The organism is Evansella halocellulosilytica (assembly GCF_002335745.1).
Classification (GTDB): Bacteria; Bacillota; Bacilli; order Bacillales; family Salisediminibacteriaceae; genus Bacillus_CA; species Bacillus_CA halocellulosilytica.
Genome location: NZ_NIST01000001.1, coordinates 2,264,882 through 2,291,201 on the forward strand (window position 1 = coordinate 2,264,882; position 26,320 = coordinate 2,291,201).

At 38.5% G+C, this 26,320-nt stretch carries 23 protein-coding genes and 1 pseudogene; 15 read left to right on the forward strand and 9 right to left on the reverse strand.

What is annotated here, in order from left to right; translation table 11 throughout:
* Positions 1-340 precede the first annotated feature (340 nt).
* From CD001_RS10745 to CD001_RS10765, 5 genes are all read left to right on the forward strand, one after another.
* Complete coding sequence (locus CD001_RS10745; RefSeq protein WP_096187692.1) at positions 341-1,624, forward strand: histidine--tRNA ligase; 1,284 nt, start codon at positions 341-343, stop codon at positions 1,622-1,624.
* Positions 1,625-1,698: 74 nt separating this feature from the next.
* Complete coding sequence (locus CD001_RS10750) at positions 1,699-2,151, forward strand: ASCH domain-containing protein (protein WP_096187694.1); 453 nt, start codon at positions 1,699-1,701, stop codon at positions 2,149-2,151.
* A gap of 165 nt (positions 2,152-2,316) precedes the next feature.
* Positions 2,317-3,291, forward strand: a complete 975-nt coding sequence (locus CD001_RS10755; RefSeq protein WP_096190564.1) for an HD domain-containing protein — start codon at positions 2,317-2,319, stop codon at positions 3,289-3,291.
* A gap of 428 nt (positions 3,292-3,719) precedes the next feature.
* Positions 3,720-4,253, forward strand: coding sequence for a tetratricopeptide repeat protein (locus CD001_RS10760; protein WP_096187696.1), 534 nt, complete (start codon positions 3,720-3,722; stop codon positions 4,251-4,253).
* 50 nt (positions 4,254-4,303) lie between these two features.
* Positions 4,304-4,762, forward strand: a complete 459-nt coding sequence (locus CD001_RS10765) for a DUF1801 domain-containing protein (RefSeq protein ID WP_096187698.1) — start codon at positions 4,304-4,306, stop codon at positions 4,760-4,762.
* Between the two features lie 321 nt (positions 4,763-5,083).
* Here CD001_RS10765 and CD001_RS10770 read toward each other — a convergent pair whose 3' ends face one another.
* On the reverse strand, positions 5,084-6,112 hold the full coding sequence (locus CD001_RS10770) for a M23 family metallopeptidase (RefSeq protein ID WP_179298703.1): 1,029 nt from the start codon (positions 6,110-6,112) through the stop codon (positions 5,084-5,086).
* 558 nt (positions 6,113-6,670) lie between these two features.
* Here CD001_RS10770 and CD001_RS10775 point away from each other — a divergent pair.
* The 6 genes from CD001_RS10775 (at position 6,671) to CD001_RS10800 (ending at position 15,405) form a co-directional block, all read left to right on the forward strand.
* Positions 6,671-8,095, forward strand: coding sequence for an MDR family MFS transporter (locus CD001_RS10775; RefSeq protein ID WP_096187702.1), 1,425 nt, complete (start codon positions 6,671-6,673; stop codon positions 8,093-8,095).
* A gap of 116 nt (positions 8,096-8,211) precedes the next feature.
* Positions 8,212-9,063, forward strand: a complete 852-nt coding sequence (locus tag CD001_RS10780) for an AraC family transcriptional regulator (protein ID WP_096190565.1) — start codon at positions 8,212-8,214, stop codon at positions 9,061-9,063.
* Positions 9,064-9,676: 613 nt separating this feature from the next.
* The gene (locus CD001_RS10785; protein ID WP_096187703.1) at positions 9,677-10,966 is read left to right on the forward strand and encodes a sugar ABC transporter substrate-binding protein; all 1,290 of its coding nucleotides are present in this window, start codon (positions 9,677-9,679) and stop codon (positions 10,964-10,966) included.
* A 115-nt stretch (positions 10,967-11,081) separates the two neighbouring features.
* Positions 11,082-12,407: a carbohydrate ABC transporter permease gene (locus CD001_RS10790; protein ID WP_096187705.1), complete on the forward strand. Its 1,326-nt coding sequence runs from the start codon at positions 11,082-11,084 to the stop codon at positions 12,405-12,407.
* Entirely contained in the window at positions 12,404-13,249 is an 846-nt protein-coding gene (locus tag CD001_RS10795) for a sugar ABC transporter permease (RefSeq protein WP_096187706.1), read from the forward strand. The genes CD001_RS10790 and CD001_RS10795 overlap by 4 nt, the downstream gene beginning before the upstream one ends.
* A gap of 104 nt (positions 13,250-13,353) precedes the next feature.
* The gene (locus tag CD001_RS10800) at positions 13,354-15,405 is read left to right on the forward strand and encodes a beta-galactosidase (protein WP_096187708.1); all 2,052 of its coding nucleotides are present in this window, start codon (positions 13,354-13,356) and stop codon (positions 15,403-15,405) included.
* Between the two features lie 62 nt (positions 15,406-15,467).
* Here CD001_RS10800 and CD001_RS10805 read toward each other — a convergent pair whose 3' ends face one another.
* From CD001_RS10805 to CD001_RS10820, 4 genes are all read right to left on the reverse strand, one after another.
* Positions 15,468-15,785, reverse strand: coding sequence for an RNHCP domain-containing protein (locus CD001_RS10805; protein ID WP_096187710.1), 318 nt, complete (start codon positions 15,783-15,785; stop codon positions 15,468-15,470).
* A 763-nt stretch (positions 15,786-16,548) separates the two neighbouring features.
* Positions 16,549-17,211 carry a DUF3889 domain-containing protein gene (locus tag CD001_RS10810; protein ID WP_142303575.1) on the reverse strand — a complete coding sequence of 221 codons (663 nt, stop codon included), beginning with the start codon at positions 17,209-17,211 and terminating at the stop codon, positions 16,549-16,551.
* A 185-nt stretch (positions 17,212-17,396) separates the two neighbouring features.
* Positions 17,397-19,304, reverse strand: a complete 1,908-nt coding sequence (locus tag CD001_RS10815; protein ID WP_257009783.1) for an iron ABC transporter permease — start codon at positions 19,302-19,304, stop codon at positions 17,397-17,399.
* Positions 19,305-19,354: 50 nt separating this feature from the next.
* A complete protein-coding gene (locus CD001_RS10820) occupies positions 19,355-20,332 on the reverse strand; it encodes an ABC transporter substrate-binding protein (RefSeq protein WP_096187714.1) in 978 nt (325 codons plus the stop codon).
* 205 nt (positions 20,333-20,537) lie between these two features.
* On the opposite strand from CD001_RS10820, the gene CD001_RS10825 reads away from it, so the two are divergent.
* Together CD001_RS10825 and CD001_RS10830 are read left to right on the forward strand one after the other, a co-directional pair.
* Entirely contained in the window at positions 20,538-21,365 is an 828-nt protein-coding gene (locus tag CD001_RS10825; protein WP_096187716.1) for an ABC transporter ATP-binding protein, read from the forward strand.
* Positions 21,358-22,014 carry a hypothetical protein gene (locus CD001_RS10830; protein ID WP_096187718.1) on the forward strand — a complete coding sequence of 219 codons (657 nt, stop codon included), beginning with the start codon at positions 21,358-21,360 and terminating at the stop codon, positions 22,012-22,014. Before CD001_RS10825 ends, CD001_RS10830 begins: the two co-directional genes overlap by 8 nt.
* Positions 22,015-22,207: 193 nt before the next feature.
* On the opposite strand, the gene CD001_RS10835 is transcribed toward CD001_RS10830, so the two are convergent.
* The 4 genes from CD001_RS10835 to CD001_RS10850 all read right to left on the reverse strand — a co-directional run bounded on the left by CD001_RS10835 (position 22,208) and on the right by CD001_RS10850 (position 24,976).
* Complete coding sequence (locus CD001_RS10835; RefSeq protein ID WP_096187720.1) at positions 22,208-22,540, reverse strand: HIT domain-containing protein; 333 nt, start codon at positions 22,538-22,540, stop codon at positions 22,208-22,210.
* A 14-nt stretch (positions 22,541-22,554) separates the two neighbouring features.
* Entirely contained in the window at positions 22,555-23,094 is a 540-nt protein-coding gene (locus CD001_RS10840; RefSeq protein ID WP_096187722.1) for a GNAT family N-acetyltransferase, read from the reverse strand.
* Positions 23,095-23,211: 117 nt separating this feature from the next.
* Positions 23,212-24,144 carry a sigma-70 family RNA polymerase sigma factor gene (locus tag CD001_RS10845; protein WP_096187725.1) on the reverse strand — a complete coding sequence of 311 codons (933 nt, stop codon included), beginning with the start codon at positions 24,142-24,144 and terminating at the stop codon, positions 23,212-23,214.
* A gap of 151 nt (positions 24,145-24,295) precedes the next feature.
* Complete coding sequence (locus tag CD001_RS10850; protein ID WP_096187727.1) at positions 24,296-24,976, reverse strand: S1 family peptidase; 681 nt, start codon at positions 24,974-24,976, stop codon at positions 24,296-24,298.
* 612 nt (positions 24,977-25,588) lie between these two features.
* Between CD001_RS10850 and CD001_RS10860 the strand changes: the two genes are divergently transcribed.
* Both CD001_RS10860 and CD001_RS27300 read left to right on the forward strand, forming a co-directional pair.
* Positions 25,589-25,888, forward strand: coding sequence for a hypothetical protein (locus CD001_RS10860; RefSeq protein ID WP_142303576.1), 300 nt, complete (start codon positions 25,589-25,591; stop codon positions 25,886-25,888).
* Positions 25,860-26,006: pseudogene (locus CD001_RS27300) on the forward strand (IS1380 family transposase); the annotation flags it as partial. The gene CD001_RS10860 and the pseudogene CD001_RS27300, both read left to right, overlap by 29 nt.
* Positions 26,007-26,320 lie beyond the last annotated feature (314 nt).

A 26,320-nucleotide genomic window follows, 5' to 3' on the forward strand; every position in this document is an offset into this window, starting at 1 on the left:
CAAAGAAAGGAAAGCGGAAGTTACGAATGAAATTCTCAACTTGTTTTTATACGGGTTAGGCGGACGAAAATTGTTATTTTATCCTGGGGGATTGAAACGCAATGTATAATATGATACATTATATGGAAATTACGAGGTGGAGAAAATGAAAGCTTACAAACAGATTTCTAATTTTTCACAACTACATCATCATATTTAATAGCTTTGCTATTCGATTTTAACACGCACTTAAAAAAAATCGTACATAGGAAAGCTATTTCTCATGAAACCGCATTTGATTAAGTTTACTCACTTGAATCAAGTGTGGTTTTTTGTATTCAAAAATAAGGAGGAACGAAAAATGAAGAAAATGGATTATCAAAATGTAAAAGGGACACAGGATTATTTGCCGGAATCAGAGGTCATTAGGAGGAAAGTACGCAGAACGTTAGAAGATGTATTTATTCAATATGGTTGTAAGCCATTAGAGACCCCAATTTTAAATTATTCTGAGCTGCTCGCATCAAAATATGGTGGCGGTTCAGAAATTATAGAGGAAATGTACACTTTATCAGATCGGGGAGAACGACAGTTAGCTTTACGCTACGATTTGACGATACCATTTGCTAAAGTTATCGCGATGAATCCGTCTATGAGAATGCCGTTTAAACGTTATGAAATTGGAAAAGTATTTCGCGATGGTCCGATTAAAACAGGTCGGCTTCGGGAGTTCATCCAATGTGATGTTGATATTGTCGGAGTAAACTCGCAAATAGCAGAAGCAGAATTAATGGTGATGGCACTTGATGCCTTCCGCAAACTGGAATTAGATGTGGAGATTCAGTATAACAACCGTAAGCTATTAACGGGGATGCTTGAAGTGTTCAAGACACCTGCTGAAAAAATCAATGAAGTCGTACTAATATTGGATAAACTTGATAAAATCGGGATAGATGCTGTAATAGAAGAGTTAACAGAGAAAGGATTGCAGGAAACGACATTAAATAAGATCAATCAATTTTTAATGGAGAAAAACAATTCAACCTTTCAATATTTTGAGGTTTATTCAAAAGAAAATGAGCTCGTTAGATGGGGGTTGAAAGAGCTAAATGAGTTATCGTCATATTTAAAGTATTTAAACGTCGATATGAAGTGTAGGTTCAACCCATTTTTAGCGAGAGGCTTGGACATTTACACGGGGACGATTTATGAACTGTTTCTTACAAATAAAACGATTCAATCAAGTATTGGCAGTGGGGGGCGATATGACAATGCTATTGGCGGATTAATCGGAACGAATGAGACCTTTTCTACAGTTGGTATTTCTTTTGGGTTAGATGTCATTTATACAGCTTTAAATGAATCAAATATAGATGTCAAGAATGATACAAGAATCGATTATTTGGTGATCCCTATAAAAACAGAAAAAGAGTCGCTGTTAGTAGCTAGTGATTTAAGAAGTAAAGGTTTTCGCGTAGAGCTCGAAATGTCTGGAAAAAAACTCGGAAAAGTGTTGAATAAAGCGAATAAAGAAAGGGTAAAAAACGTCGTGATCGTCGGGGAGAATGAAGTACTTAACAATGAAATTCAAGTAAAAGATATGGCAAGTGGTGAAATAACAATGGGAAAATTTCCTTTTCATTAATAGAAAGACATGGTTAAATAAGCATACACATGAAACACGACAGTATTGAATAAAGGAAACTGGAGGAATAAGCGATGAATGAGGCAGCAAAAGCTTATTGGAACGATTATTGGAAAGACCAAAAAATGCCAGGCCACGTGAGTGCATGGCAGTTTGGAGCAGATCCTGATCAATTAGCACAGTTAGTTATCGATGGAATAAAAACAGCAACTTGTTCAGCGTATGTTTTTTATGAGAAAGAGAATGAGCCGTTACCTAAAAACGATGAATACAGCATTATTTTAAATCGTAAAGATGAACCTGCTGCAATTATTAAAAATGTTGAGGTTTCGGTAATACCGATGAATGAAGTGAGCGAAGAGTTTGCAGTAGCTGAAGGTGAAGGAGATCGTACGTATCGATATTGGTGGGACGTGCATGAACAATTTTTTCGTTCAGAGTTGAGAAAGCTAGGTGTAGAGTTTTCCGAAGATATGCTACTCGTTTGTGAGCGATTTGAATTAATTGATGTAAAAAGGAAGGAATGAATAGACAAGGCATTGCTAAATTTCTATGTTATTGACTGAAAATACGCACGCTTTCACCTTTGGACACAAATATGGCATTCCATCCAGGAACGTACGTTCTTGTTGTGGTCAGAAAGTTAATATAAAATGACATTAGATATAACAACGAAGGGTGAGGCGATAGAGTTGCAAATTACAGATACGATTTATGGAGAGTTTACGGTTAGCGGTGTACTTGAAGATTTAATAAAAAGCAAGCCGATACAGCGGTTAAAAGGTATTCATCAAGGAGGCGCAAGTTATCTTGTAAACGAGAACTGGAATGTAACAAGATATGAGCATTCTGTTGGCGTCATGTTGCTAATCCGCAAATTAGGTGGATCTATCGAGGAACAGATTGCGGGGCTGTTGCATGATGTGTCTCATACTGCTTTTTCTCATGTGATTGATTTTGTTTTTAACAACTTAGAGGAAAGTTATCATGAAGACATTTTTGATGAAGTCATTAAACAATCAGAAATACCTGAAATCTTATCGAAATATTCATATGATGTTAAGGATTTTCTTGATGAATCTAGATGGACGTTGCTTGAACAGCCTGCACCTGAACTTTGTGCGGATCGTGTCGATTATACGCTACGAGATATGTATCATTACGGGTATATAACGATAGAAGAGATTGATGACTTTTTAAATCACCTTCTTGTCATTGACAGAAAAATATATGTGCAATCGATAAAGTATGCAGAGTGGTTCGTCTCAACGTATTACAAAGAAGTGATCGACTTTTTTATGGATCCGTTGAATATATATGGTTACGACATACTTGCAAAAGCGATTCGTACTTCACTTGAAAAAGGGGTTCTTTCACTTAATGACTTGCTAAGCACAGATGACTTAGTCATAGAGAAGCTGAATGCTGCTAAAAATGAGGAGATTCAGAAATTTATGAGCAAGCTTCATAATAAAGTTGTAGTAGAAGAGAATAAAGATCATTATGACATACACCGTAAAAATAAACTAAGATTAATAGATCCTTCGGTTTTTCATGACAATAAGCTAATAAAAGCATCCTTACTCTCACAAAAAGTTAAAAACATGGGAGAAGAAGCCTATCGAAAATCAGTCAAGGGGGTGTACGTAAAAGCTCTTGCCACGTAATGTCACCAAAGAAAATAGACTCATAAGGAGAGATGCTGTTGAGCAAATGGAAATGGCTTTTTCTCGGGGGACTTATGTTGTTTTTCGTTCTCGTTTTCTATAGCGCATATCATTGGTGGTATGGGATTCTCGAAAACATTGAATCGTTTTAATGAAAACCGTCCCAGTCTATGGATCTAGAAACATTATAAGCTATTTCTAAATAAAAACTCTTAGTGTATGTTCAAAAAGCGGGACAAAAAGAGGCGAGTAAATCAAAGCGGCGAAGTTTTGAGTAGGATCGTATGGTGTTCATACGTGAATAACAGAGAAACGAGTCAACGCAGAGATGTGAAAGCTATTTTTTCCGGGCTTTTTGAACATCCTCTATTATTTAAAAGGAGGAGTTTTTAATCGAGCTAACGAATCTAGAATGTGAATTTTTTGCTATGTCTCAGTTCATTTATGATGATCACGATCATTTTATGCGTGAAAAATGCTGTCACCCATCCAAAATAAAGGAGCTTGTAAAGAAAATGGAAACCTTTGCAAATGAAAGTTTGGAAGAGAGTGACCGATTCGTTTTATATGGAATGCTTGGAAACCTTTATCGCATCGGGAATGAGCCAAAAAAAGCAATCGAATATTTAGAAAAATGTTTGCATTATGCAAGGGATCACGAAGATGATATGAAGGAAATTGTTTCCCTCATCCGGCTTGGTGAAGCGATGAAATATAATCAGGACAAGCAAAATGCCTTAAAATTATTTGAACATGCTTTACAAAAATGTCGAAAGAAAAATATAAGCTCATATGAAGATTATGCATTACAACATATGGGAAAATGTTTATTAGAAATGAACAGGAATCAAGAGGCGTTAGCTTGCTTTAAAAAAGCACTCAAGATTAGAGAGTCTAAAGGTAATTCAGACTTGATCGAATCTACAAAAAAAGCAATTACTTTTACAGAGGGGCTTTTGTAAAAGGGGAATTGATAGATAGCTACAGTAATCTGTTACAAAGGAGTGAGAGGGTGTACGAACTGAAAACGAAAGAAAATGATAGCAGTGTGATTGAGTTTATTGAAGGTGTGGAGAGCCCTAAAAAACGAGAGGATGCCTACAAGCTCCTTGATATTTTTACCGAAACAACGGGGTATCCTGCGAAAATGTGGGGACAGAGTATGGTCGGTTTCGGTAAATATCATTATAAGTACGAGTCGGGGCACGAAGGAGACGCCATGCTTGTCGGTTTTTCACCTAGAAAGGCAAAGATCAGTTTATATTTTGCAACAGGAATGAGTGATCGGGAAGCATTATTGAAGGATTTTGGCAAGCATACGACTGGCAAAGCGTGTGTGTACATTAATAAACTCGCAGATGTTCATGTCGATGTATTAAAAGAACTAATTACCCAATCGATCACTTTTTTAAAGGAGAAATATCCTGGTAATAAGCTTATCGGCAAATGTCAAAGTTATGGGGGGCTTTAAAGCACTTTTAAATGAAGTAAATTGAACTGGAATACACTTACTCCAACTTATTTTTTTATGCGCTACTACTTGCGACGAGCGAACCTTCGCTGAATTCTCTACGAGCTGCTTCGACGGAAACGCTTCATCGATTATTCTTGAAGAAGAAGAAAAAATCCCCTAGGCGTACACAGTGTGGCACCTAGGAAGTTGAGGCATTGCCCGTGGAAAGGGTCCGCCAATTGCGATTTTAAATTCTATTTGATAATGAAAGAAAGGGTTTCCTCAAAATACTTTTGGGACAGCCCGATACTAATTGACAATTTAAGGCGGTCAGTTACTTCATTCAGTAATGATGTCTCCTGTTTCGATCTTGCCAAATTTATGGTGGACGGATTTTCCGCCAATATACCGGTTAAAGTTTTTAAAAGATATAGGCAGCCCTTCAGATTCAACGAAGCTCATATCGTTTCTTAATTCATAATGAAGATGAACCCAATCACTCGTATCTCCAGAAAAACCTATTTTCCCTATTTCTTCTCCTTGAGCAATTCGATCTTCTTTGGAAACGATGATACTTCCTTGTTTAAAATGAGCTAACATACTGAATTCCCCATTTTCGTGATCAATCAGAACATAATTGCCGGCAAATGATGACAAGTCAGTCATGTTTAAATTTTTCCCCATAACGACTTGGTGATCTTCAAACCAATTATCAGGAATGTCATTTACGACTTCTGCTACTATACCACTTCCTGGAGAAAAAACGGTTGTACCATATCCATACCAATTTTCCAAGTTTCGGTTGTTGTGAAAAAGGTTGCCTTGATCATCGATAACAGAAAAATCATAAGCATATCTTTGAGGGTTTTTTTGTAAGCTCAATTTCTGAGCAACAGGGTGTGTGAAGTCAACGCGTCGGTGATGAGAGTAATAATCATCTCCATCAGAAACATAGGTTCTTACTTTTAATGGAAGGATTAAATCTGTTTTAGTTTTGTACTCGACAGGCCTGATAGTCGCATGAGCATATAATTCATCTCCATTTTCAGTGGCAAATGTAAATACGAAATCTAAATAAGAAATGTTTAATTCTAAATCAAATGAATGAAAAGGGTTAAAAATATGGATAGATCCATCAGGGATCGCTACTCTTTGGGGAAATGTAGTAATACTTGGTGCCAAGCCATTTCCATTAATCAATTTGTGAGAAATGACATAATCAGATTGATCAAAAGCCATCATCCTAATAGCTGATAATTGGTAATTTCTATCACACATATTTTTAAAAATAAAATCACAATGAATTGTTTGTTGACTGCGTCCTTTTACAACAAATACTTGTTCAGGTTGTACCTTAACTGAAATCATACGAACCTCCTTTATTTTTTTAGTAGATAAATCATACTCAATGGTGATAGAAAAATAGAATTTGTTGACTATTGAAATCCTAAACGTAATTTGGTGTTTTTCTTCTGGCTGAGGTAGGTACATTTGTATATGATTTCATCGGCTGTCTCCTTAAACGGTCTGGTTATAGTGCCGATAAAAATGTTTGCTAATTAACTTTTATTATCTAATTAGAATCGTTCTCGATATGTAGATTATCTCTTAGATTATCATAATCAAATGACAGTAGAAAGTATACTTGGCAATTATAGTAAACTTGTACTACGAATTAGGTGGAAAAAGCTTATATATCGCGATGTAATAGCTATTAAGTTGTTAATTTTGATAAGTTTTTCGTTTCACTTTTATAAGTATCGACTTTGACACATTTCTGAAATTTGTAACGATCTTACAACAGGTGTATAATTTTTTATTAGATTCTCGAAATATCTTTCATTATTTAAACGATTTCAAGATGTGTAAATCTTGAAGTCTACTTTCATATACTAGTAGATTACATAGATAAGAGGAGTCTCTGTTATGACACAAAATGAAAATTATAGCAAAGTTTTGATTGCAGCTTTACTAATCTCAGGTTCATTTATTGCGGTGTTAAATCAAACATTGATGATTACGGCTATACCACCAATCATGCAGGAAATGAATATTACTGCAAATACAGCACAATGGTTGACGACTGTGTTTATGCTCGTAAATGGAATTATGATTCCTGTATCAGCTTTTTTGATGGAAAAATTTACAACTAGGCAATTGTTTATGACGGCAATGGGCATTTTTACGCTCGGAACTCTCGTTGGAGGAATAGCGACCAATTTTCCAATGTTAATAACGAGCAGGATTATTCAGTCTGCAGGGGCTGGAGTGATGCTTCCACTTATGCAAACGGTGTTTCTACTTATTTTCCCTGTTGAACGGAGAGGAGCAGCAATGGGGTATATCGGGCTCGTCATTTCATTCGCTCCTGCGATTGGCCCGACATTGTCAGGCTGGGTGACCTCACAATTTGAGTGGCGCTTTTTGTTCTGGGGAATCCTCCCACTTGCGATCATCATGTTGATCGTTGCACATTTTACGATGAGAAATGTTACTGAACTGAAAAATCCAAAGGTTGATCCGGTATCTATTCTGTTTTCAACGTTAGGATTTGGTGGACTTCTTTATGGGTTTACAAGTGCGGGGAATAATGGCTGGGGAAGTCCAGTCACTCTTATTGTCCTTGCAGTCGGAACAGCTTCGATTGTTATCTTTATATTACGACAGCTTCAAATGGCACATCCGATGTTAGAATTTCGTGTCTTTAAAAAGCGTATTTTTACCATTTCAACAATTATTTGCAGCATTGGCTTTATGGGGCTTATTGGTTTAGAGACGCTGATTCCATTGTATATGCAGAATATGCGAGGCTTTTCTGCTGTTGAAGCGGGAATCGTCCTGTTTCCCGGCGCTTTAATTGCCGGTTTGATGGCTCCGATTACAGGACGTATTTTTGATAAGATAGGAGCTAGAGCACTTGCAATTCCAGGGTTGATCTTAATGACGATCTCTACATTTGCGTTTTTATTTATTGATACATCGACTTCACTTACTTATTTAGCTGTGATGTATGCCATTCGAATGTTCGGTTTTTCGATGGTTATGATGCCAACGAATACAGCTGGTTTAAATGCGATGCCTCGAAAGTTGATTCCGCACGGAGCGGCAGTGACAAATACGATCCGCCAAATGTCGGCATCGATCGGAACAGCAGTTTTAGTTACGACAATGACGACCGCTGAACAAACAGCAAGCGGAAATCCTGCAATTGTAAATCCAGATATACTAGGAGCAATCATATCATTCGGTTTAATAGGACTTTTGACAGTCATCGCACTCGTATTATCATTTCAAATTAAACGGACATATCCTCAAGCGGATGAAGAATGGGAAAAAGCTAGTGGTCAGTAATAGCTTGATTGATGGGGAAAACAGGAACCTTTCTCGATGTGATTTGTTTGTTAGGTAATGATTCATAGTATACTCGTAGGAGAGAGTCGTTGTGTAAAGATGAAGGTGGTGCGCATATGGATCGTTTCAAAAAGAAGCGGTATACATTTTCGACATCAGAAAATACATTACCATTGTTTGTAGAAAGTATAGGTTTTAACCCTCAAGAGCAGGATTTTACCCGTCCGGAAGGTTATCCTTATTATCATTGGCTGCAAACGATTGATGGTCAAGGTAGCTTTACTTATTATGGTCAAGAGTATTTGTTAACTTCCGGTAAAGGAATTCTTTTAAAACCGTACACTCCTCATGCCTATTATACAAAGGGGAAGAAATGGTCGACTATGTATATTACATTTGGCGGTGACTCGGTTGTTTCAATTTTAAATTCATTAAAGCTGAACACATCTGCGATGTATACAAATATGGAAAAGTTGCCATTTGCAGCAATTATTGAAGAAATGCTTATGAAAGTTGAAGCGGATTCCGAATTTTCACGTTTAGAACTATCAAGTTTTTTATATAACTTTTTAATCCACTTGCGGAAGTACGGGAAAGTGAACAATCAGCCTTCTTTATCAAACTTTTATGATAAAGTAAGGCCGATTGTAGATTGGCTTGAAATGGTTTATGCAGAGAACATTGGATTACAAGATATTGCCCGTCATACAAATGTCAGCTCACAATATTTAAACAGGCTGTTTCAAGATACATTTAATGTAAGTCCATACTCCTTTCTGATTCAGCTGCGGATTAGAAAGGCAAAAGAAATTTTAGTTCAAAACCCAGAGATTCCGTTGAAAAACGTTGCTCACTTAGTAGGCTTTAATGATGTAAGTAATTTTGTTGCGACTTTTAAGAAAAAAGAAGGGATTACCCCTAAAAAGTATCGCGACTTACACATGAATAATTTTGTTAGTACAAAATGATGGAGCTGGGACAAAACAGTCTCATTAAAGCAAAAAAAGAATCCGATTATTGACATTTGATAACCGGATTCTTTATTATGATCAAAATCATGTCCATGAAGTTTGTGGACGGTGTACTTTCTCAAGTTCACCGCCATAAGTGCAAATCCTAATTCATATTGTACCTTTGAATGCTTTATTGGGGATGTCTTGTACCATATCATTCACGGCAAAAGCGATATCATTTTCTTGAAGTTTATAGGCTAGATCCATCGGGGGCGTTTTATCCCGGCTAGCTGAAGCCTTGCCCACGGCAAAGAAGACACTACGAATGCAAACGAAGTGCAGTACGAGTAGATGTCGCACTTGTGCTCTGGAGTGCAAGCGAGTGTACTTTTGAACAATCAACCATAATGCTGCATATTCTATTTAGCTGGGTTTTGTCCCAGCTTTTATTTTTTGTTTAAAGAGATTCATCTTGCTAAATATAAATATAAATATAAATATATACAAAGTTCGTCAGATTTAGTTTCAGATTTTTATAAAATATCAGAGTAATTTTATATTTATCGCATTTTGAAATCGGTTACAATTAATTCATATTCTTATATTTAATAAAAAGGGGAGAAACAAATTGAAAAAAGCTCACTTGTATTTGTTTTCGTTATTATTTAGTTTAATATTCATTATTGTCGCTTGCGGCCCCGATGACTCAGAGACATTCGATGAAGAAGTAACAGGAGACACTGAAACGGAGGAAGGAGAACAAGGTGAAGATGCATCTGTACCAGAAAAGCCGGAAACATTAGAAATTTGGGCGAATGATGACGAATATCAGTATGCTGCTGTTGAGCATTTAGTATCACAATTTGAGGAAGAACATGGGATTGACGTGACGGTCACTCCATATTTAATGGCTGATCAAGACGAAGCATTTGCTTTAGATGCACCAGGCGGAATTGGACCAGATGTTATCTTTCAACCACACGACAGACTTGGAAACTTAGTCACACAAGGGTTACTCGCTCCGATTGAAATTGATGAGGAAGTTTTAGGTGAATATACAGAAGATGCTGTTACGGCGTTTACATTTGATGGTGAAGTGTATGGAGCACCATTAGTTATGGAAAATACGGCGTTATATTATAACAAAGACCTTGTAGATGAAGTTCCTGAAACGATGGACGAGCTATATGATTTGGCTGAACAATTAACAGATGCTTCAAACGATGAGTACGGGTTTTTATTTGAAGCTCTGAACTTTTATCACATTTACCCTTGGCTTGGCGGCTACAACGGATACGTATTTGAGCAGGATGAAGATGGAAACTACGATATTGACGATATTGGTTTGAACAATGAAGGTGCTGTACAAGCGTATTCCGAAATACAATCTTTATTTGATCGTGGTATTTTACCGAGAAGTGTTGATGAAGATGTCATCAATGGTTTATTTACGGATGGAAAGGTAGGAATGGTTGTTTCAGGACCTTGGGCACTTGCTTCTTTCTCAGACGCTCTCGGCGACAGTCTTGGCGTTGTACCGATGCCTGCATTATCAAACGGGGAACAACCGACACCATTTGCTGGTGTAAAGGGTTGGCTCGTTTCCAATTACAGTGATAGCACTTATTGGGCTTCACAACTTGCTTTACATTTAACTACAGCAGATTCACAAGCTTATTATTATGAAGAAACGGGTGAAATTCCTGCTCGACCGGATGCAGACATTGATAGTCCTTACGCTGAAGGATTCCTAGAACAATCACAAACTGCGATTCCGATGCCTAACATTCCAGAGATGGATCAAGTATGGGATGCGATGGAGGATTCACTTCAGTACAACGCAGATGGAGATGAACCAGAAGAAGTATTAAATGAAGCAGTAGAGGAAATTCATGAGTTTATTCATATGATGCAGTAATGAGCATTGAACGTTAGATGAAGGCTGTTCCATAAACTAAAAATGCCATCGGTCGTTATGCGAGGCTAACAGGGAGCAGCCTCATTGTAAATTCCTTGTTGTAGGAGGTTGTTGGATGGGAACAAAACAACAAGAAGAATCTGTTGGACAAGACTCCAATTCTCATAAATATTCTAGTCAAAATCCGAAACTAGCTCTGCTCTTATCAATTGTTCCAGGGATTGGACAATACTATAATCACCGCTTCGTAAAAGGAAGTATGTTTCTTGTCATTGCGGTAGCATTTGTCGTAGCGTTTGCCGATTTTATCGATATTGGTCTTTGGGGAATCGTGACGTTAGGTACTCAAGTAGGCAGAGACCACTCTTTAGTATTAATTATTCAAGGTTTAGTAACGATCATTCTATTAATATTTGCACTTCTATTCTATGTTATTAATTTGAGAGATGCATATAAGGACGCACAAAAGTTGAAAAGTGGTTTTCGTATTCCATCGCTTGGTGAAGCTTTTCATCATACTTATGACAAAACATTCCCATATTTTTTAATTGGGCCAGGTGTGTTCTTAGTCATTTTTGCGATTATCCTCCCGTTAGGGTTTATGCTCTCTCTTGCGTTTGTAAACTACCATTTACGTAATTCACCGCCTGCTAACTTGTTGGATTGGGTCGGGATTGAAAACTTTATCATGCTAGCGACATCTCCTATGTGGCAAGCGACATTTTTTAACGTATTAAGCTGGACGATCGTTTGGACAATCGTTGCAACAACGCTTCAAATTGCCCTCGGCTTGTTTTTAGCGATTCTTGTCAATGATAAGCGGATTAAATTTAAGAAATCGTTACGTACCCTCTTTATCTTACCTTGGGCAGTACCAGGGTTTGTATCAATTCTCATTTTTGCAGCGATGTTTAATGATGGTTTCGGAGCAGTGAATCGTCAAATTTTTGAACCGCTGTTTAATGTAAGCATTCCTTGGATGACAGATGTGATGTGGAGTCGTGTCGCAATCATCTCGATCCAAGTTTGGCTTGGCTTTCCGTTTGTGTTTGCCTTGTTTACCGGAGTACTTCAAAGTATTTCTGATGATTGGTATGAAGCTGCAACGGTAGACGGTGCTTCAAGGTGGCAAAAATTCAAAAGCATTACATTTCCACATGTCATGTATGCAACGGCACCTCTTATGATCATGCAATATACAGCAAACTTTAACAACTTTAATATTATTTATTTATTCAATGAAGGCGGTCCTGCTGTCCGGGGACAAAATGCTGGAGGGACGGATATATTAATTTCTTGGGTATACAATCTGACCTTCTCCCAGCAAAACTACAGTATGGCAGCAGCGATTTCAAAGGTTATTGGATTAATGATTGCGATATTTGCCTTTTTCCAATTCCGACGAACTAGAACGTTTAAAGAGGAGGGGAAAGTCTATTGAAGATGAAAACGAAAAGCAGAATTGAAGTGACACTGATCTATATGTTTTTCGCGATTATGGCAGTAATAATTGCTTATCCTCTCCTATGGGCTGTTGGAATGTCCCTTAACCCAGGACGAAGCATGTTTTCTGCAACGATGATCCCTGAAAATTGGAGTTTAGATCATTATCGCTGGCTATTTTTTGAAGACCCGCGCGGACGTTATGTTATGTGGTATAAAAATAGTTTAATTGTAGCTGGATTTACATCGTTCTTTTCGGTTGTCGTAGCAACATTAACTGCATATGCCTTTTCACGATATCATTTCGTCGGGAAAAAGAATGGGATATACGTTCTGCTCGTCTTACAAATGTTCCCGATCTTAATGGCTATGGTTGCGCTCTATTTATTACTTAACTTAGTCGGACTGTTAAACACATTAACAGGGTTAATTATTATTTACGTAGGCGCAAGTGTCCCAATGATGACATTCCTCGTTAAAGGATATTTTGACACAATTCCAAAGGAGCTTGATGAAGCTGCAAAAATTGATGGAGCTGGTCATTTACGGGTGTTCTTTATGATTATGCTACCACTAGCAAAACCGATTTTAGCCGTAGTCGCTCTCTTTCAATTTATGGCGCCGTTTATGGACTTCCTGCTGCCGAGAATTGTATTAAGAAGTGAAGAGAAGTTTACATTAGCACTAGGTCTTTTCAACTTTGTAAGTAATGAATTCGACAATAACTTTACTCGTTTTGCTGCTGGAGCTATTTTAGTGGCAATTCCGATTGCCTTAGTTTTCTTATTTTTACAAAGGTATCTCATCTCTGGTCTGACTGCGGGAGGAACGAAAGGCTGACAGTGTTTGTTTAAACAGGGGTGATTTTTTCTTATTTGAACATCCTCTGACAGAAAAAATGGAAATGACATAACAACTTACAGAGTAGAAATAAAGGTGATAATATGACAAAAACGTTTTTACCGATCAGTAATAAAATTCCGAAGATGCTACACGGAGCAGATTATAACCCAGAGCAGTGGCTTCATTACCCAGAGGTTTTTGAAGAAGATATTCGACTCATGAAGCTTGCAAATTGCAACGTGATGTCTGTCGGGATTTTTTCATGGGTATCTCTTGAACCGGAAGAAGGAACATTTACATTCGAATGGCTGGATCACGTTCTTGATACATTTGCAGAAAACGGTATTTATGCTTTTCTAGCAACACCGAGCGGCGCACGTCCAGCATGGATGTCTGAAAAATATTCAGAAGTATTACGTGTAGGGGAAAACCGAGTGAGGAATTTGCACGGTGGGCGTCATAACCATTGTTATACCTCTCCGGTATACCGTGAAAAAGTAAACATAATGAATTCGAAATTAGCAGAACGGTATAGCAACCATAAAGCTGTCATCGGCTGGCATATTTCAAATGAATATGGTGGCCATTGCCATTGTCATTATTGCCAGGATGCATTTCGTACTTGGCTGAAAAACCGGTACGGTACACTTGATGAGCTAAATCATGCTTGGTGGACGACGTTCTGGAGTCATACGTACACAAGTTGGTCGCAAATTGAGTCACCTGCACCACACGGTGAGAAATCAGTACATGGTTTGAACTTAGATTGGAACCGCTTCGTGACGGACCAGACGGTAGACTTTTTAAAACATGAAGTAGCTCCGTTACGCAATGTTAATCCTGATCTTCCTGTTACAACGAATTTCATGGAAGCGTTTGAAGGGTTAAACTATTGGAAGTTTACAAAAGAAGTCGACGTTGTTTCGTGGGATTCTTACCCGACGTGGCATGATTCAGATGATGAAACAGACCAAGCAGCTTGGGTAGCGTTGAATCATGATATGATGCGTTCTTTTAAAGGTGGTAAACCGTTTATGTTAATGGAGAGTACGCCGAGCTTAACGAACTGGCAGCCGATAAGTAAGCTGAAAAAGCCTGGGATGCATGAGCTCTCTTCATTACAGGCTGTTGCTCATGGCTCCGATACGGTTCAATATTTCCAGTGGCGTAAAAGCCGGGGATCTAGCGAAAAATTTCATGGAGCAGTTGTCGATCATTGCGGCAGTGAACATACACGTGTTTTTCAGGATGTAGCGAAGCTTGGGAAGTCCCTTCAGGAGCTTTCAGATATAGTCGGAACGAGTGTCGAAGCTGAAGTTGCTGTTATCTTTGATTGGGAAAACCGCTGGGCTGTAAAAAATGCACAAGGACCTAGAAATAGCGGCATTCATTACGAGAAGACCGTAAGGCAGCATTATAAACCGTTTTGGGAACAAGGTGTTCCTGTTGATGTCATCGATATGGACGGTGATTTTTCGAAGTACAAAGTGATCGTTGCTCCTATGCTATATATGGTGCGATCAAACGTTGGTGAAAAAATCGAAGCGTTTGTTGCAAATGGAGGAACGTTTATCGCGACTTATTGGTCTGGGATTGTGAACGAGAGTGACCTCTGCTTTCTCAACGGTTTTCCTGGTCCGTTACGAAAAACGCTCGGCATTTGGTCTGAGGAAATAGACGGGTTGCATGATGGAGAAGAAAATCAAGTTGTCATGACAACGGATGGGACGAAAGCTTATGTCGCCCATGAACTTTGTGACTTGATTCATCTAGAAGGGGCAAAGAGCTTAGCTGAATATGGCAGTGATTTTTATAAAGGAAGGCCGGCATTAACAGTAAACAACTTCGGTAAAGGGAAGGCGTATTATATTGCCTCGCGTAATAAGGAACCATTCCATCGTGACTTTTATGGAAAAATTATAAAGGATGCGGGAATTGCGCGAGTTTTAGATACGGACCTGCCTGAAGGGGTTACAGCGCAATTACGTTCAGACGAAGAGAGTGAATATGTGTTTTTACTTAATTTCAGTACGTATGAGCAAAAAATCACATTAGATGGGAAGAATTATTTAGATGTCATAAAAGAAACTCTAATAGTGGACAACGTTTTATTGCCACCTTATGGAGTGAGCGTGTTAAAGCGTAAAAAATAGCCATTAATGAAGGATCTATGCAATTTTGCATAGATCCTTATTGATGGCGGCATATTTCTGTTTTAATTGCGAGTATTGAAATACATACAAGAGTTGAACCGATCCTCTTGTTCAGTATTTAAAGCAATTTTATTTCTGCGTTGTTCGTTGCATTTCAAGCATCGATGAATAATTTGATAACCTTTTTTACTATTGTAAACAACGTTAACAGGCTCCATAAGACCTTTACAAGAGTTTTGGCGGTCTCCTGGGAAAATGTCTACGTGCTTCGAAAAAAGGCAGTAAGGGCAGTGATTTCGGTAACTGCCATTTGTCAATGGGATGACTATAGATTGACAATTATCACATGTGAATCCTTGATTTTCCTTTTTTCTGCTCAAGCTTCTACCTCCTAAGATTTTTTCAATAAAATCTTGGAGGCAGGGTTCCGTTTCTTTTCCTTCTTCAATGAAGTCTCAGGCTTTATAAAGCTAGTGACAAATTCACCGCTTTCCTTTTGGGAGAGCGATTACTTCTGATTCCTGCTTCAATATAGCTTCTTTCATCTATATATCCGTACCTCGACTGGCTTTATCATTGTACCAGCCACTGTAAGACGGAAATCACTCCACCTTCCACCAGTAAGTGTATGCTTTATATCACTGACGTCGGCACCGTCCCCTTTTATGCTTGAGAATTAAAATGTTGTAACATTGAACCAGCTCCTGGTTAAATTGAACATACCGCCATTTATAGTTTACCATTGATAATTATTTAAGTAACCATTGTTACCTGAATCCGTGATGATAAGTGTTGATATGCCATTCACCTACTCGCTTTCACCTCAAAGCACAAGTGCAGCACGAGTAGATGTCGCACTTGTGCTTTGGAGTGAAAGCGTCCGCCTATAGCGATTTCGAATTCTATTTGATTATAAAAGGGATGTCCTTAGAATACTTTTGGTACGGACCAAAAGTGATAAAGTGCCCTTATAGGGCGAGATTAAAACGGCTCGTTTTACGGGCGGATAGTTATTAAAAAAATATAGCAAAGAAAGTTACGTAATAAGAGAGTTAGTCAAGAAAATATACTGAACATACAAAAAGTCCTGTTTGTAAGCTGTTAATATACAAATTACAAAACAGGACTTTTGCAAGAAAGGGTTTATAATTCAGTTAAATCTAATGAAACGACTTGGTTCGTTTGAGGATTGTAAGTGATATTGGCACGAACAGAAATGGTTTCCTCTGGAGATTGCAGTCGATATTCATACGTTTCTATAATTTGAGTCGGTGATACTTCAGTTTCTTCCGTTCGAGTATAATCCAACACATCATAGCCAGTATACGCAGTTTGAACGATCCTCAGTAAATATCGTCCCCAAGCATTTTCTTCATCTTCCTCTGGTGTAATTTCAACTTGAATGATGCCGACATTTGGATCTGCACCTAATGCTTCAAAGGCGTTTCGATGTAAGTTGATATTATTTGGCGGGTATCCAGGAACTTGGTCTACGACCATGACAGATATCTCTTCTTGATCTGGAGAAGTTATATTTTTTACTCTTAACATTTGGCCACATTGATATGGAGCATTTGCTCCCACAGCAGCAGTCATATAATCATTATGGGACCAAGGGATATTACATTGTGTGACAGGTCCGCCTTCAGTCCAAGAAGCTTGCCCTCTAACTGTCTGCTGCCGCCACATGTCATGAGGATTCACAGTAAAACTTCGATCATACGAATGGTAAGGATGCTGATTATATCGGTTTCCTTCGATAAAAGGATAATATCCATGTTGATAGTAGGGGTAGTAATAATACATAATTGGTCCTCCTATTTTGCACAATTTATAATACTATATGCAGTGGGCAGGTTGACCAGTGACAGAAGTCTAAAAACTTTCATTTCTAGCAAATTAGAAAAAGCGACCATTCGATAACCGAAAAGAAGGCTGTATTCAATTAGTCATATATCATGACTATAGAGACAGCCCTTTATAAATAATCCTTATTTCATTTTTCTCAATAAATAGAGTAAATATGGAGTTCCAATCAATGCAACGACGAGCCCACTCGGAATGTCTTGCGGAGCAATGATGACTCGACCGATAAAATCAGCTGTTACAAGCAATAATCCGCCTAATAAGCTTGAGACGAGAATGAGCGGGAGATGGCGAAACCCTACTAACCTTCTTGCAATATGCGGAGCAACGAGTCCGATGAAACCGATCGTTCCAACTAGAGAGACTGCTGCCGTACTTAATGCAACACCGATTAGTAATGCCCACACACGAGCAGAACGTACGGATAAGCCAAGACCAGCCGCAACATCATCGCCAAATGTTAACGTATCAAGCTTTCTTGTCATGTATATAGCTGGCCCTATGAAAATAAGGAATAAAAAGAACGAATATTGAACATCGTTCCAACCCATTCCGTACGTACTACCTGACAGCCATACTAGTGCTGAAGAGACAGCAAGTTGTGCTTTGACGACAAACACTTGGGTAGCTGCCGATCCGAATGCGGTTATCGCTATCCCCATTAATGCGACGAGCATCGGCTGAAATTGATTTTTCCATGCGGTTGTTAAAATAATAAGCAACGCAGTAATTGCCCCGAAAACCGCCCCTAATGGCATGTAAGCAGGTGGAATAGCAGGGAACATAACGAGTAATAGCATCGCTCCTGCCCCTCCCATTGAGGTAATCCCAATAACGCTTGCATCGGCTAATGGGTTACGTAACACACCTTGTAACAGTACACCAGTTACGGCTAACATCATTCCGACGAGAAAAGAAGTAAGCACACGTGGAATTCTGAAATTCCATACGACAGGGTTTAGCCATTCAATTGTCCATGCTTGCCCATTATAGGAAAGGGCAAGGATGCTTGTTAAAGCAATTAGTATAATCATAATTGGAATAATCACTGTTAACTTAATTGGGGTTGTTGTTCCGCCCATTTGACGATCAGAACGCTTCATCGATTTTGCTGTACGCCATGCTAAGTAGAGAAGCCACGGTGCACCGATTAATGCTGTCATTGCACCGACAGGAACTTCTTGCCCTGGCTGGATAAGCCGTCCTAATACATCAGCTGCAACGAGCATAATCCCTCCCCATAAAAAGGAGTGAACAAATATCATTAGATGTCCTTTAATACCTAGCATGCGAACGATGTGAGGAGCCATCAACCCAATAAATCCAATTGGCCCAACAACACTGACCGTAACAGCTGCAAGTGTAATCGCTAATGCCCAAGTTGAGAGTTTGATTGCTGAGACATTTTGACCAAGTGAAGAAGCGACATCTTCACCGAGTGATAATGTATCTAAAGGCTTGGCAATGATAAGCATCCCGACAAATGCGATTATAATCATCGGAGCGGCAAATGAGACGCCGTCCCAGTTTAATTGAACGAGCGTTCCAGAGCCCCAAAGGAAAAGTCCATTCGTCTTATTTTCAAATAGTAACTGTAATGTACCAGTCATAGATGCAAATAGTAACGAGATAATCATACCCGTTAAGGCAACTCTCACTGGTTCCATTTGACGACCTGACAACGCAACAACCATCACTGAAGACAAAATCGCCCCAAGCAGCGCAGTTAGAAAAGGTAAGTTTCCTAGAAAACTCGGGAAAAAAATCGCCGAAATGATAACAAAGAAAAATGCACCTGCATTAATTCCTAATGTACCGGGAGCAGCTAACGGATTTTTCGTTAATGTTTGTAAAGCAGCTCCTGAAACTGCAAGTGCTCCGCCAGCAAGAATCCCGATGACGAGGCGTGGAAGACGCATCGATAAGACGATATCTTGAATCCTTCCTTCATACCAAACCTCATTCACTAGCTCTGTAATTGAATATTCTGCTTGACCTTGAGTGAGATGAATGAACGATAATAGAATAAGCAAGAAAAAGCCCCCTGTCAGGAGGACAAAGGACTTCTTTATTTTTCCCGCAATCATTCGCCATTCACCATCGTCGTTGTAATTTGTTCAACTAACGTGCCAGCGGATAACGGGCCTCCATATAACCAAGTATCTGCACCAAGGTCATATAATCTATCTTCTTGAACGAACGTTAAGTTTTCCCATACACTGTTTCCTTGCAATTGATTCTCATAAATGTTGTCATCATCCGGAACCGTATATAAGTAGTTGGCGTCTTCATATTTGACGAGACCTTCCACATTATATGTGCTTGATCCAAAGGCTTCGAATTGCTCAGGTTCATGGACGTTATTTAAGCCAATTTTTTCTAAAATAATCGAAGCCATTGAGTTCGGTGTGAAAACACGAATTTCAGGTGCTTGTGCACCAGAATAAGCGAGCGTTAAAATGACATCATTTGTTTCAAGGTCAGCAGCTTCAATTTCTGATGCAGCAGCTTCATATTTTTCATCTAGATCTGCCATTACTTGTTCAGCTTTTGCTTCTTTGCCTGTAGCTTTTGCCATTTCATTAAAAGTGACTTCCATTTCTTCATAAAGATCGATACTTTCATCTTCAGGGTAAGGATTGAAAATAACTGTCGGTGCAATTGATTCTAAATCTTCAAGCATAGTATCATGACGGAAGCTTACGCCGACGATTAAGTCTGGCTCGAGAGCAGCAATTGCTTCAAGGTTTGGTTCTTGTCTGCCACCAACATCAGTTACGCTTTCGTCGAGCTGTGGTTCAATGTTGACATACTCACCGTACTCTTGGATATCAGCCATTCCGGAAGGCTGAATCCCTAAGGCTAATAAGTTTTCTGCATAAGTCCATTCGAGAACAACGATGTTTTCTGCAGGTTCATCTAGCGTAATTTCTCCATTAACACCTTCAAAAGTTACTGGATCGCCAGCTTCATCGTTTACAGGCGTTTCTTCATTTTCCGAAGAGCACGCTGCTAATAAAATAGTAGATAAAGTAAGTATCATTGCTAGTTGTCGTTTCATCGTGAAACCTCCATTATGCTTATGTGTATATATTATGATGGTGATAATCATTCTCAATACGATAATTAGTGTATAGCTGATTATTAAATTTGTAAATAGTTTTTGTGAATTTAATTGAAAAATATTCTCAACTGATATACTTATATGTTATCATTAATTCTAATGAGAAATATTTTCAATTAGTTCGGAGTGGAGGAAGGACATAATGAAAACATCGATCCAAACAAATGATTTATCGGTCGGATACAATGACCAATACCTGTTTGAAAAACTAAACTTAACGATTCCTCGCGGGCAAATTTCTGTTTTTGTCGGAAGTAACGGTTGTGGGAAATCTACACTTCTGCGTTCTATTGCACGCTTATTGAAGCCTGCAGAAGGGTCTGTTTTAATGGAAGGTAAAGATGTTAATCGAATGTCCTCTCGTGAAGTTGCAAAGAAAATGGGAATCTTGCCGCAATCACCTGTATCGCCTGAAGGGTTAACTGTTTATGACTTGGTCAAACAAGGACGTTACCCTCACCAATCATGGTTAAAAAAATGGACGGAAGTAGATACAGAAAAGGTTGAAGAGGCGATGAAAGCAACACGTGTCTATGAGCTGAAAGATCGCCCTGTTGACGAGTTATCAGGCGGGCAACGCCAGCGTGCTTGGATTGCCATGACTTTAGCTCAAGATACAGAAGTGATTTTACTTGATGAGCCAACGACATTTTTAGATATGACTCATCAAATTGAAATTTTGGATTTGTTGTTTGAGTTGAATGAAAAAGACTCACGTACGATTATTATGGTGCTTCATGACATTAATTTAGCTTCTCGTTATGCGCACAACATTATTGCGATAAAAGATGGAGCGGTATTTAATCAAGGAAGTCCTGAAAACATTATCGATTGTAATCTAGTCCGTGAAGTATTTGACATGGAGTGTCAAGTAGCAAAAGATCCGATTTTTGGAACTCCTCATTGTATTCCATTTGGTCGTGGTCGATGTGTGCTTCCTAACGTACAAGAGGCGTTAAAAAGTGTATAAAATTGAAGATTTAAAACGATTTTCGGTCTATGTATCAATTGAGCCAAAAGGATTTTTAACGATAGAGGACACGGTCAATCAAAGTTTTCATTCATTGATTGCTGAGATTAAAGCTGACTCGGGCGCACCGACAGACTCTGTAGCAACTTCAGTCTTTATGCGCCGGTACGGCTTTTTTATTGTTGCACAGCTTTATTTAAAAGCTCACCAGTTCATATGGGATGGTCCACTTGATGAAATATATATAGCGGAAGCTGCAGGGGGATTGTCTTTTGAAATACATCCTGCCTATATAAGAGAAGCAGGAGAGGAAGACTTAGCCTATATTCTAAAAAAATATGGACAGCCGATCGTTGATGATATGGCGAAGAAAGGGAACATTTCGAAGCTCATCTTGTGGGAAAATATTTGGGGATACGTCCAGTGGATGTACGGTTCCATTGAAACAGCCCAAGGGAAAAAAGATGTGGAAGAGTTATTGCAAGATGAGGTTTGGCAGCCAGAAATGCGTAGCTCGATATTTCGAAAGTTCCTTTCAGGTCGCACGTTCGAACAATCAGCAGCAGAGTATAAACGCATCACTTGCTGTTTATACAAAGAATTACCCAACCAGAATAAATGTCCATATTGTCCTCATGCTGATTCTTAACATTGTAGATAGTCTATGAAGAAAGCCATGCAAAGTACTCTCAAATTAGGAAAGTCTTTCGCATGGCTATTGTACCTGAATTCACCAGTTTTAAGTAGTAGGGCATATGGTTTTAATACGTGAGTAACGGAGAAATAAATCAACGCACAGATGCGAAAGCTATTTTTCCAAAACTTTTCGAACATTCTCATGATTATTTTTTGATCGCTTCGCCTGAAACAATGTGCCAATGTAAATGCTTCGAATCTTGATAGTTACCTAAATTTGTGATGACCCTGCATGCCCCATACTTATCAGTCACTTTTGCGGCAACTTCTTTTATGACTGAAAATAACTCAATAAGTAGTTCGTTATCGCTTTCCTCCAGTGTGATTAACGATGAAATATGTTTTTTTGGAATCGTGACGATGTGTACAGGCCAAAATGGTTTCGTATGATAATAGGCTAATACGTTTTCAGTTTCCATGACTTTATTTACTTCCGTTTTACCGCTCAACACTTCATCGCAATAAAAATCATCAGTCATGGCAAACCCTCCTTTTATAATGAATGATATTTCATATAGTTTTTTTGAAAAAAAGCCATATGAATAATGCTGTACCACTTTCCATTTCTGTATAGCTGATCTTTTAATTCTCCTTCTTTAGAAAAGCCGATTTTTTCATAAAGACGAATAGCTCTCTCGTTAAATGAAAAAACTCGTAAGTAAACTTTATGTAAATTTAACTCTCGAAAACTATAGTTAAGAAGAAGCTGCATCGCTTCCTTTCCATAACCATTTCCCCAATATTCTTTTTCACCGATGTCGATAATACATTCAGCATTTCGGTTTTTATAGTCAAGATGGATTAACGAAATGATACCGATCGGTTGCTTGCTTTCTTTTGCTACTATCATATAGCTTTTCGAAGTAGATGAACGGACAATACTGTTAATGAATTCCTCGGTTTCAGACATGGTAAATAAGTCAAGGTGAGGAGAAGTATTCTGCATGACTTCAGGGTCATTACGCCATTTATAGTATGTTTCGGCATCTTGTTCTGTCACTTTTCTCAGCATGATTCTATCACTAATAAACATCGATTCATTCCTTTCACTAAAGTTATTTTCTATTATATTCCATTGACCAATTTTTTGCTTAATAGAAAATAGCCACCGTGTATGCCGATGGCTGTATGTGAACTTAGTGGGATGGTGCTACCATTGTACTGGCGGCTTATTCAGTTGAGGCGGTACGCCGATTTCTTTTGCTGCTTCAAAAATAAATTCTTTTCTAAAGAAGTAGCTTTTATGATAGACAATTTTTTCGTTTTCTACTACTTGGTATTGAATATCATGAATGAAAGATTCGCCGTCCTGATCAACAAAAACGATGATCACGCTTTTCCCCCATAAAACATACTGTTTAGCACGGTGTCCAGGCAGGCCATACTGCATTGAGCCTTTTCGCATTTCATCTTTCGAAAACTCATGAAAGCCAAGAGAGGCTTCATTATGAGCAGAATCACTGACGAGAGCGAGCATCGCCTCAAGGTCCCCTTCGTTAATCGCTTTTAAATAAGCTTGAATGACATCTGAATGATTTTGCTTCGCATTATTGACTGAAGCTTTCTTTTTCATAGGATATTCTTCCTTTGATAATTTCAGTTTCATTCTTCTGACGGTTGCATATACCGCACCTTCAGTTGTCCTTGCGATACTCGCTACTTCTGCAGCTTTAAACTTAAAGACTTCAAAAAGGAGAAAAACAGCAACCTGTCTAGGTGCAAATAATCCAATTAAATGTTCTAATGCCTCTTCAATTTCAAGTGTGTCTGAAAAAGGTTCAGATGGCTTATCAACTTCTTCTAACGTTCCGACATACCGTTTTTCCCGTCGACAGTGGTCAATCCAAGTATTTGTCGCGACACGGTATAAATATGATTTTGGGTTTGTCGGCTGCCAAAGTTGATAAAAGCCGCCAAATGCTTTAAGAATTGTTTCTTGAAAAAGGTCTTCACCGTCCCAAGGAGAACCGGTTAAATACTTGCAATATTGCCATAGGTCTGTACGGTATTCATCGATTAACTGATCAAACTCCTTGTATAATTCACGTGACTTTTCATTAAATGATGTTGTTGTCGATTTCATAATAACCTCCTTTTTATTTTCAGTGTATCCAACGAATAAGTACATGAATTTTATACACATTAGAAAAAAGTTTTGACCGTTTTCTATAAGATCATTGCTTCGAATTGTTAATAAAACAACAATCTATGCGAAAAAAGCCCAAAGTTTTAGTTTACAGGTCATCTTTAAGCTCCATATCCTCAATAAAGTACTCAACTGGAACTGCAAGGCCGACTCGTTTGCGTGAGCCTTCATAGTCGACTCTTGATGTTGCATATATGACAGCAATCACGTTGCCATCTTCATTGATGACAGGACTGCCACTGTTGCCTTTATATATCGGTGCATCAACCATCAGCATCGGTATGTCACGATCAGGTGTCAGATCAAGAATGTTCCCTTTGTTCGCGATGTAATTAAAAAATAAAGGGTTACCGATAAAATATACTTGCTGACTAGGCTCCCAGCATTCTTCAAAATCAAGCACAGGGTGGTCAGAATCGTCTGTTTCCATTTTTAATAAGGCAATATCGATGTCATCATACGTCCTCACGACCTCCGCATGATACATGTCACCACCTTCAAAGGTGACAACGACAGAGGATCGTCCGTCAACAACATGCTGATTCGTTAAGATGTGACCGTCTTCTGAAATGTGAAAGCCTGTTCCTTTACTATTTCCGTCACTGACAACGACAATCGATTCTTTATATAACTGAACATCTTCATTTTGTGATAGCTCTCTAGAGACTGAAATAAATTCAATCGACGCTAAGTTAAAGATTTGCGGCCAGATTGAAAAAACGTTTCCGAGTAAAGCAACGGCGATCATCGAAGCTATTGTAACTTTCAACCATCGCCGGTTCTTTTTTCGGTGCGGTTCATTCTCTTCATTTTCCTCATCTGGTGGATTGAAAAATTCTTCACGTGTATAATACTTTTCACCATCAAAGAATAATTCTTCTTCAGGCTGTTGGTTATTTTCTTCTTTATTCTGTTCGTCTTTGTTATAGTCGCTAATTGTACTCCCCTCCTGCTAAATCCATGTAAAGTAGATGGAGTTATTTTATAGTTTACCACGACCTTTCCTTAATAAGGAATTGTCAGCTTAAAACAGAAAAGTCGATAAGGGAATTGGATATTTATGTTAAAATAACGATAACCTGAATCCGTGATGAATTAATTTATTCTTTGTATGAATCCTAAAAATCTTTCGATTTAACTTGGTGGATTAAATACTCGAATCCGTAACTGGCGGACGCTTTCCGCGGGCACGGCCTCAGCCTCCTCAACGCAAAGACTAGCGTCTGCGGGGTCTTCAGCTCGCGCTGTTCCCCCTGGAGTCGCCGCCATTCACTTCTTCGAGTGAACAGAAGATTCTTCATAAATTAAGTCTTCAAACCTTGTTATAATTAGAATAGGAACTATTATTTTATTCAAATTCTTATTTACTAGGAAGGTGTTATTGTTGAAATTTATTTTAGAAGTCTCTGATGAAACTTTATCCACTCATTCTGGATTAAGTCTAATTGGTTTACTTTTATCAAAAACGGATCTCTCCACTCGTTTAACTAGCTTAAATGTTCCTGAGATAAAATCTGCTCCAGCCATTAGAAATGGTGATGTCATCACATCTTATATCGGGATTCTATGTCAGAGTAAGAACGATTTTGACCATATTGAACCATTCCGAAAAGATCCCTTCTTCTATCGTGCATTAGGTATAAAAAGTGTTCCGGCGACGAGTGAAAACTGTAATCCATAATTTAATAATTCTAGCATCGAAGATGGTATCACACGCTCGCAGGGTCTATTTGAAATTTGGTAATCATAGTCCGTGGTTTCTAACATTTAAGCGAATATATTCAGCTTTTTCAACGTAACTTTTTGTGATAATATCATTTTTACAGCTTACAAAAAGCATTTTTTTGTGAGGTTTATTTAGTAAACTTAAAAACAGTAATACATAAGAGTACCGTTGATATGACAGGAATCTACGAGACTGTCTCTTCCTCTACTAGTATGGCTCTGTCGTATATCCGTCGAGACAAATCGATGTATTTTCGAAGAAGCAATCCTCTTTCCTGCGGGAAAAGCGAGCCTGGCCATGCCCCGCAGAACGAAACGAAGTGGAGTTTGAGGAGACTTGCGGTTCGCCCGCGGCAAAGAAGACACTGTGAATGCAAACGAAGTGATG

Excerpts from the sequence above, each read along its gene's own strand:
- CD001_RS10800 (WP_096187708.1), top strand. The coding sequence starts at position 13,354 with ATGACAAAAACGTTTTTACCGATCAGTAATAAAATTCCGAAGATGCTA.
- CD001_RS10845 (WP_096187725.1), bottom strand. The coding sequence starts at position 24,144 with ATGAAATCGACAACAACATCATTTAATGAAAAGTCACGTGAATTATAC.
- CD001_RS10770 (WP_179298703.1), bottom strand. The coding sequence starts at position 6,112 with ATGATTTCAGTTAAGGTACAACCTGAACAAGTATTTGTTGTAAAAGGA.
- CD001_RS10750 (WP_096187694.1), top strand. The coding sequence starts at position 1,699 with ATGAATGAGGCAGCAAAAGCTTATTGGAACGATTATTGGAAAGACCAA.
- CD001_RS10840 (WP_096187722.1), bottom strand. The coding sequence starts at position 23,094 with ATGTTTATTAGTGATAGAATCATGCTGAGAAAAGTGACAGAACAAGAT.
- CD001_RS10820 (WP_096187714.1), bottom strand. The coding sequence starts at position 20,332 with ATGAAACGACAACTAGCAATGATACTTACTTTATCTACTATTTTATTA.
- CD001_RS10760 (WP_096187696.1), top strand. The coding sequence starts at position 3,720 with ATGTCTCAGTTCATTTATGATGATCACGATCATTTTATGCGTGAAAAA.
- CD001_RS10810 (WP_142303575.1), bottom strand. The coding sequence starts at position 17,211 with ATGTATTATTACTACCCCTACTATCAACATGGATATTATCCTTTTATC.
- CD001_RS10780 (WP_096190565.1), top strand. The coding sequence starts at position 8,212 with ATGGATCGTTTCAAAAAGAAGCGGTATACATTTTCGACATCAGAAAAT.
- CD001_RS10745 (WP_096187692.1), top strand. The coding sequence starts at position 341 with ATGAAGAAAATGGATTATCAAAATGTAAAAGGGACACAGGATTATTTG.
- CD001_RS10775 (WP_096187702.1), top strand. The coding sequence starts at position 6,671 with ATGACACAAAATGAAAATTATAGCAAAGTTTTGATTGCAGCTTTACTA.
- CD001_RS10835 (WP_096187720.1), bottom strand. The coding sequence starts at position 22,540 with ATGACTGATGATTTTTATTGCGATGAAGTGTTGAGCGGTAAAACGGAA.
- CD001_RS10825 (WP_096187716.1), top strand. The coding sequence starts at position 20,538 with ATGAAAACATCGATCCAAACAAATGATTTATCGGTCGGATACAATGAC.
- CD001_RS10790 (WP_096187705.1), top strand. The coding sequence starts at position 11,082 with ATGGGAACAAAACAACAAGAAGAATCTGTTGGACAAGACTCCAATTCT.